Source organism: Acinetobacter sp. ANC_7654 (assembly GCF_056779855.1).
Genome location: NZ_JBWYIR010000007.1, coordinates 171,316 through 178,080, shown reverse-complemented (window position 1 = coordinate 178,080; position 6,765 = coordinate 171,316). Strand labels below are relative to the sequence as shown.

6 protein-coding genes are annotated in these 6,765 nt (G+C 38.5%); 5 read left to right on the top strand and 1 reads right to left on the bottom strand.

The features are described 5' to 3' along the window. Positions 1–498: 498 nt before the first annotated feature. The 5 genes from AC1M86_RS09620 (at position 499) to AC1M86_RS09600 (ending at position 4,579) form a co-directional block, all read left to right on the top strand. Positions 499–1,473, top strand: a complete 975-nt coding sequence (locus tag AC1M86_RS09620; RefSeq protein ID WP_481588734.1) for an MlaA family lipoprotein — start codon at positions 499–501, stop codon at positions 1,471–1,473. 117 nt (positions 1,474–1,590) lie between these two features. Next, complete coding sequence (gene gigA, locus AC1M86_RS09615; RefSeq protein WP_481607842.1) at positions 1,591–2,559, top strand: RsbU family protein phosphatase GigA; 969 nt, start codon at positions 1,591–1,593, stop codon at positions 2,557–2,559. A gap of 112 nt (positions 2,560–2,671) precedes the next feature. Further along, positions 2,672–3,178 (top strand): anti-anti-sigma factor GigB, encoded by a 507-nt coding sequence (gene gigB / locus AC1M86_RS09610; RefSeq protein WP_035268529.1) that lies wholly within the window; start codon positions 2,672–2,674, stop codon positions 3,176–3,178. 38 nt (positions 3,179–3,216) lie between these two features. After that, complete coding sequence (locus AC1M86_RS09605) at positions 3,217–4,044, top strand: carbon-nitrogen hydrolase family protein (protein ID WP_092768369.1); 828 nt, start codon at positions 3,217–3,219, stop codon at positions 4,042–4,044. A 109-nt stretch (positions 4,045–4,153) separates the two neighbouring features. Continuing rightward, positions 4,154–4,579, top strand: coding sequence for an organic hydroperoxide resistance protein (locus AC1M86_RS09600; protein WP_179998598.1), 426 nt, complete (start codon positions 4,154–4,156; stop codon positions 4,577–4,579). A gap of 318 nt (positions 4,580–4,897) precedes the next feature. Here AC1M86_RS09600 and AC1M86_RS09595 read toward each other — a convergent pair whose 3' ends face one another. Beyond that, on the bottom strand, positions 4,898–6,595 hold the full coding sequence (locus AC1M86_RS09595) for a DUF4394 domain-containing protein (protein ID WP_481593345.1): 1,698 nt from the start codon (positions 6,593–6,595) through the stop codon (positions 4,898–4,900). Positions 6,596–6,765: the final 170 nt, after the last annotated feature.

The window sequence follows — 6,765 nt, the reverse complement described above, 5'->3', positions numbered from 1 at the left end:
AATTTCTACCAATTATTAATGATAATATATATCGATCAATCAACCAGTAAAAATCCACACAAGTTGTTCTTCATAATCTCTTAATGATCTTCTTAATGCTTCGTCAGCATCAAGCTAGGTCGGCTATATTACCCTTTCTTTTCAGAAAGTCAACTAGCAATGTTAATTTATTTTCTAACTCATTCTCAAAACTTAGATCCAACCTATTCAGCTAAATCCTTGTTTTTCAACAAGTTTTAATCAACATCACCTCCGATGGATGTGCATTCTACAGTATTTCATATCCAATGCAACCTCTTTTTTAAAATTTAATTATATTTTCTTAACAAGTGATTATATTTTCTACAAAATCACTCTTTTTTCACGGTTAATTCACATTTTTTGTGCAAATATACTTTAGTAAACTGCTTTCAACTCTCGCTATAATGGCGTTATTCTGTTCGTACTTACTATTTATTTAATAAGACTAATATTCAGCTTTTATTCTAGGATGTTTTTATGCAGTACTCTCAACTTATTTGGGTCAGTATGTTAAGTATTGGTTTAGCAGCACCCGCTTACGCCAAACAACCTGAGATTGCAGGCAATAAAATTGCTGACGATACTGCATTATCAACATCTGATAAGTTGTCTACCTCAAATGATAATAACCAGCCTTTAAACAACGATATTGCTAAGGCTTCACAACCAGCTTTAGAAAATTCAGTTAACACCAATGGATCTATCAAAGATTTAAAAAATTTAAAAATTGATAATTTCAAAGTCAATGCAACAGCAGCATTACCTGAAAATGAAAAAGATCCACTTCAACCTTTAAACAGACAAATCTACGCATTTAATGATGTTGTCGATCAAAATGTCTTGCGCCCTATAGCCGTGCAGTACGCTGATAAAGTTCCAGAACAAGTTAGAGATTCATTACGTGGCTTCCGAGACAATTTGGGTGAGCCATGGAATGCTGTAAATCAGGTTGCTCAAGGTCGCTTTAAACGTGCCGCACAAACGTTTGGTCGTTTTACATTAAATACAATTACAACGCTTGGTTTCGCTGATCCTGCACGTCGCTTATCTCTGCCAATGGAAGATGAGGATTTTGGAACTACTCTAGGCTATTACGGTGTCCCTTCTGGTCCTTACCTCGTTCTTCCTTTTATGGGACCAAGCACCTTCCGTGATACTGTTGGTCGCGTAGTAGATAGTCAGGCACGCCCTCAAAAATATTTACTCGATGGTCATGATCGCATCTATTATAGTGACTGGGCACTTAGCGCATTAGATACACGTGCTCAACTTTTAGAGATTGAACAAGTCTTGCAAGGTGACAAGTATGCAGCAATGCGTGATGCCTACTTACAACGAAAAAACTATGTTATTGCTGAAAAACGCGGTCTAGAAACGGGTTCTGGACTATTTATTGAAGATGATTTTTCAGATGATGAATCCTTCATGGATGAGTCTATGGAATCCGAATAGAAGCCATATGCAAGTTAAAGTCTAAATCTTCTGTTTTTAGACTTTAACTTGGCGTTCGATATAAGTTCGTCTAAGATAGTTTTATAAATAAAGCATTTAGGATTGATTCTTTCATCTATGTATTTCATTCAACCCACTCGTGACATCCATCTTCTAGATAGCGTTCTAGAGGCTCTGCCGAGTTTACAAATGATTCATATAGATGATCTTCATCTTTACGATTCAACCATCATTGCCATTAGTGATGTTAATGATTTTCTGCAATTTAAATGGACTCTCCCTACGATCGTGATAGGTCATGCAGATGAGGGACTTCAACTCTCGCAAGCATGGGAACTTGGTGCACTCGCTGGCTGGATTTGGGATCGTCTTCCAAAAGACCTCGCAAAATCGATTGCTAAAATCGAAGCAAAATACAAACGTAATCAGGACAGCCGCGACCTGCCCTCCGCAGCCGAATTACAAAAAAAACTATTACCCAACCCAATCGACCTGCTTAATTATGAAGTCGAGACTTTATTTCAACCGTCTGCTTATTTATCTGGTGATTGGTATGATTATTGGAAACTCAGTGATCGTGAAATTTTATTTTATCTCGCGGATGTTTCTGGGCATGGTGTAACAAGCTCACTTCTTACCTCTTGGATGGCTGCATTTCACGGTAGATCGAAAACCCCACGAGAACTCCTCAAAAAACTTAATGGCATGCTTTTACAAGAGAACATCGAAAAGCATATTACAATGATTGCAGGCACATTGAATCTAGAGACCCACCAGCTTAAGTGGTCAAGCGCAGGGCATTACCCTCCAGCAATTATCTTTGAACCTAATCAGGATGCTCGCATCCTCAACACCAGCAGCTTTCCCTTAGGTCTTACTGAAGATCTCGAAATTGAAGAGTTTGAATGTACGTTGAATCGTGGAGCTCGTTTTATTATTTGCTCAGATGGTGCACTTGAACCTTTTGATGGTGGATTGAATGAACAATTTACACAATTGGTCTATCACTTGCAAAATCAATCATTCGAAGTTCCTGAACATGTTGCAGATGATATTGCAATACTCAGCTTCCAACGTCTAAATTAAGTTAATAATCAATAGTGTAGCTGTTTATAAATCGATCTACGACTGAAGACTACTTGAGTATCGACTTGCGCTATGTGATAATTTTAGCATCCTTTCTGCAAATGGCATTTATATGTCAACAGGTCATGTTGAATATGCAAGCTTGGATGGTACGCACATTTTCAAACTCATTGGAGAAGTGCGCGCTCAATCTTGTATAAGCCTTGATAAATTATTATCTCGGATTGAACAACAACAAAACGTCGTAGGCGCAATTGTTGATTTAACTCAAACTACATTCATAGACAGTACTGTGCTTGGAATCCTCGCAAAACTAGGATTAAAGCTCAAACAAGTGCATCAAGTTCAAGCTGTTATGTTATCTACTAACCCAGATATCACTACACTTGCGAACAGTATGGGTCTTGGTCAGGTTTTCGTAATTTTAAACTATTGCGGAGATCCGAATGTGTGCACGCGCGCTTTATTGGACGAACACATCACACATAATGCAATGCTTTCAACTGTATTAGATGCTCATCGTACATTAATGAAATTAAATGCTGATAACCAAAATATGTTCGAGCCTTTGGTTAAACAATTAGAACAACAACAAGATACCATCGATCACAGCATCTGATATTCTCTTAAGCATACTGAGCGCTTAAGGAGAACCTCATGACAACCTTACTTTCTGTCACCCAAATGAACTCCCAAAATGATATTGAAAATAACTTTCAAGTCATTGAATCATTGTTAGCAAAAAGTAAGAATCAAGGGGCCTCCTTGATCGTTTTCCCGGAGAATTTCGTTTGTTTTGCGGCAGGCAAACAGCGTGAGACTGCTGAACGATTTGAAGAAATACAATCTCGTTTAGAACAACTTGCTCATCAATATCAAATGTGGATTGTTGCTGGGACACTCCCCTGTCCTTTTCGCCCAGACGGCACCATTGTGCCAGATGGTCGTGTCAGAACAACCAGTCTTTGTATTAGCCCTGAAAAGACAGAAGCACGTTATGACAAGATTCATTTATTCGATGTTCAAGTCGGTGATGCGGTAGGTGGATATCAAGAATCTAAGTTTTTTGAACCAGGTGATCACACCGTCATTGCTAAAACTCCATTTGGCAATATTGGTTTAATGGTCTGCTATGACCTTCGTTTTCCTGAACTTGCTTTAAAGCTGCGCGCACAAGGCGCAAATATTTTAACAGCACCTTCTGCTTTTACTTACACGACAGGTCAAATGCACTGGCAATTACTTTTACAAGCTCGTGCCATGGATAGTCAATGCCAAGTTTTAGGCTCAGCTCAACAAGGGTGGCACGGTGAAAAAAGACAAACCTGGGGTCACTCTGGTGCTGCGAATTCTCGTGGTCAATTGTTAGATATCATCTCTGAAGAAGGTGCTCAAATGATTACAGTTCCGTTTGACATCGATGAACAGAAAAAAATTAGAGAATCGATGCCATTAATTCAGCATCGTAAACTTATTCAGCTTTAACCTGCTCACACATAAAAAATTGAATACCAAGCTTTACAAAATTACCGCTTATCATTCCTTTTAAATCAGAGAGTATAGATATTCACCTATACTCTATCTGGAAGGAATCATGTCATTAGAAAAAGTTGTTTATACCGCACATGCAAAAGCTACTGGTGGGCGTGATGGTCGTGCTACATCATCAGATCAAATTTTAGATGTTCAGCTCGCTGTACCAAAAGAAATGGGTGGTCCCGGTGGTGGAACAAATCCAGAGCAATTATTTGCTGCTGGTTATTCTGCATGTTTCTTAGGTGCGATGAAATTTGTTGCCAACCGCGATAAATTGAAAATCACACCAGATGCTTATATTGAAGGTGAAGTGAGTATTGGTCCTATTCCAACTGGTTTTGGAATAGCAGCCACTTTAAATATTCATCTGGAAGGCTTGGATAAAGAGCAAGCTCAAAAGCTAGTAGATGCTGCTCATATCGTTTGTCCATATTCAAATGCAACACGTGGCAATATTGATGTGACCTTGAATGTGATTGTTTGATCCAGTTGTTTCAATCCTAAAAATCACGCTGATATGCATATTGCATCTCAGCTTTTTTGTGGTTATAAGTTAATTTCAACTTAGAAAAAGAAATTTTATGTTAGGTGGGATCAAGTAGATTTATGTGTATCTAAAGGAATAATGACTCTTTGCCTCAGCTTGCAGTAATCAGTCCTGCAGCTTAATTTAAAGAAAAATAGTGATTTGGAGATACCTCCACTAACTAGTTCAGTATCTCCAAAATTTCCGTCTTCAACTATATCAATTCAAAAGTACATATGTCTTTTTAACTATTACTCTTTTAATCTAGCAAGTAAACTATTTAAAAAGTATTGCTAAGTCAATTAAGGCGGGCGTTGTAATTGAGCCGATCATTGACTTCATAACACTAGGCGTCCCATTAACGGAAATAGCTGGACGTGCACGAGGAGTTGTAAGTGCTGTATCGCTATTTAGATCTATACGGTATAGGATAGAAGCACCATTATTGTTGCTTATTGCCGCTAGAGCTAATCCATTATCACCACCAGCAATATCGAAACCATCATTCAAGCTTAAGTTCACGCCAAGACTACCTAATCTCACCAATGTTCCATCATTGGGTGGAACTTGCTTCGTCAGTAACTGATTGGCCTGATCTAGATTAAATAATTCGGTGCTAAGAGCTGAAATAGGTGTTTTAAAACTGTTGGTATATGCCGCAGCGCTAATCACTGCATTTGTGATCCCATTAATTTTGCCATCTTGAATGGTTTCACCCGTATCGACATTGATTCGCAGATTTTGCCCTGAATTACTGATGACTCTTAAACGGTCAGCCGTTGGATTGAAGTCAACAGCAAACTGTGTGCCGTCTAGAGTACTAAAGTTACTACCCGTGCCTGCTTTAAGTGCAGTCACAAGTGTTGCAGCACCAGAATTTGGGTTAATGGTATACAAGTTTGCTTGATTAGTTAAACCATATAGTGTATCGGTTTTATCAGCAGCAGTACGTAATCTAAAATCAATACCTACGAATTTCTCATTGACCAATACGCCTGTAATTTTTTGTTCGGTCGTATCATTTGGACTATTGATTTCAAATCTAATTAAAGAATTATTATTGGTCAACCCAATTCCTTTTGAAGTGGTTTCTTCTGCTCGATTAAGCGCAATCCCACGAATGGAGGTTTGACGATATTCGTTAGGCAAGTCGCTTGTCTCAAAAATAGCGTTATTGGTCGTTCCGACTTGAGCAAGATTAACTTGAAATAGTTTATATGCACCCGAGACTTTTAATGCAGCAAAACCAATATTATTTATTGGGTCTATATCAAAACCACCGTTATTCGATACATCCTGACCTAAGGGTGCAGAGATACCTAATGTTCCGGCATTTGCATTTTGCAGATAAATGCGATCTGTCGAAGATTCGATACTGTATAATTTTGTACTTGCCGTTCCAGCAAAAGCATTGGTATAAGCTGCGGCACTTACTTCGGTTGTAGCATCACCAACCCGACTAATTTCTCCATCGGTGATGGTGAGACCTGTATCAACATTAACTCTTAGGTTTTGACCATCTTGACCAATAATTCTTAGACGATCCGCAGCAGGGTTGAAATTCACGCTAAGCGCATCAGGATTGGAAGTAATTTTACTAAAAGCTGCATTACCATCTGTCGTATCTGCTGGATCAGCTGTCATTTTAATAACGAATTTTGCTACTCCAGAACTTGGATTTAACGTGTAAATATTACCCAACAAACCTACTGCATATAACTTTCCATCACTTGGACGATGGTCCATTCCAACCAGCTGATCCCCAGAAACTAAACCTGAAATTTTAATATTTGAAATCAGCGAACTAGGTTGGTCGTGATTGAGTGAGCTAATCATACCGTCACTGGTCAGTACCAAGAGATTACCAGTAGCATTTGTTGGAGGAATAGGCTCAGATGAATTTGAATCATTACATCCAACTAATCCGATACCACCGAGTGCGGTGAGGGTGCAGATGAGTGTTTTGAGTTCCATGTATAATTTTCCTTAATTACTGATATTTGATTTTGAAGAACTTCTGATTACACGGTTCAATATGTAAAACAACTCAGCTTTGCTGAGAAACACGTCGAGGTATCTTTAGACTTGGAAAGGATCATTCTATAGTTAAGCATGTAGAATACATAGAAATGTAGATCTTCAAG

Bases quoted from the DNA above. Each gene is read 5' to 3' on its own strand.
- AC1M86_RS09620 (WP_481588734.1), top strand. From the start codon at position 499: ATGCAGTACTCTCAACTTATTTGGGTCAGTATGTTAAGTATTGGTTTA.
- gigA (WP_481607842.1), top strand. From the start codon at position 1,591: ATGTATTTCATTCAACCCACTCGTGACATCCATCTTCTAGATAGCGTT.
- gigB (WP_035268529.1), top strand. From the start codon at position 2,672: ATGTCAACAGGTCATGTTGAATATGCAAGCTTGGATGGTACGCACATT.
- AC1M86_RS09605 (WP_092768369.1), top strand. From the start codon at position 3,217: ATGACAACCTTACTTTCTGTCACCCAAATGAACTCCCAAAATGATATT.
- AC1M86_RS09600 (WP_179998598.1), top strand. From the start codon at position 4,154: ATGTCATTAGAAAAAGTTGTTTATACCGCACATGCAAAAGCTACTGGT.
- AC1M86_RS09595 (WP_481593345.1), bottom strand. From the start codon at position 6,595: ATGGAACTCAAAACACTCATCTGCACCCTCACCGCACTCGGTGGTATC.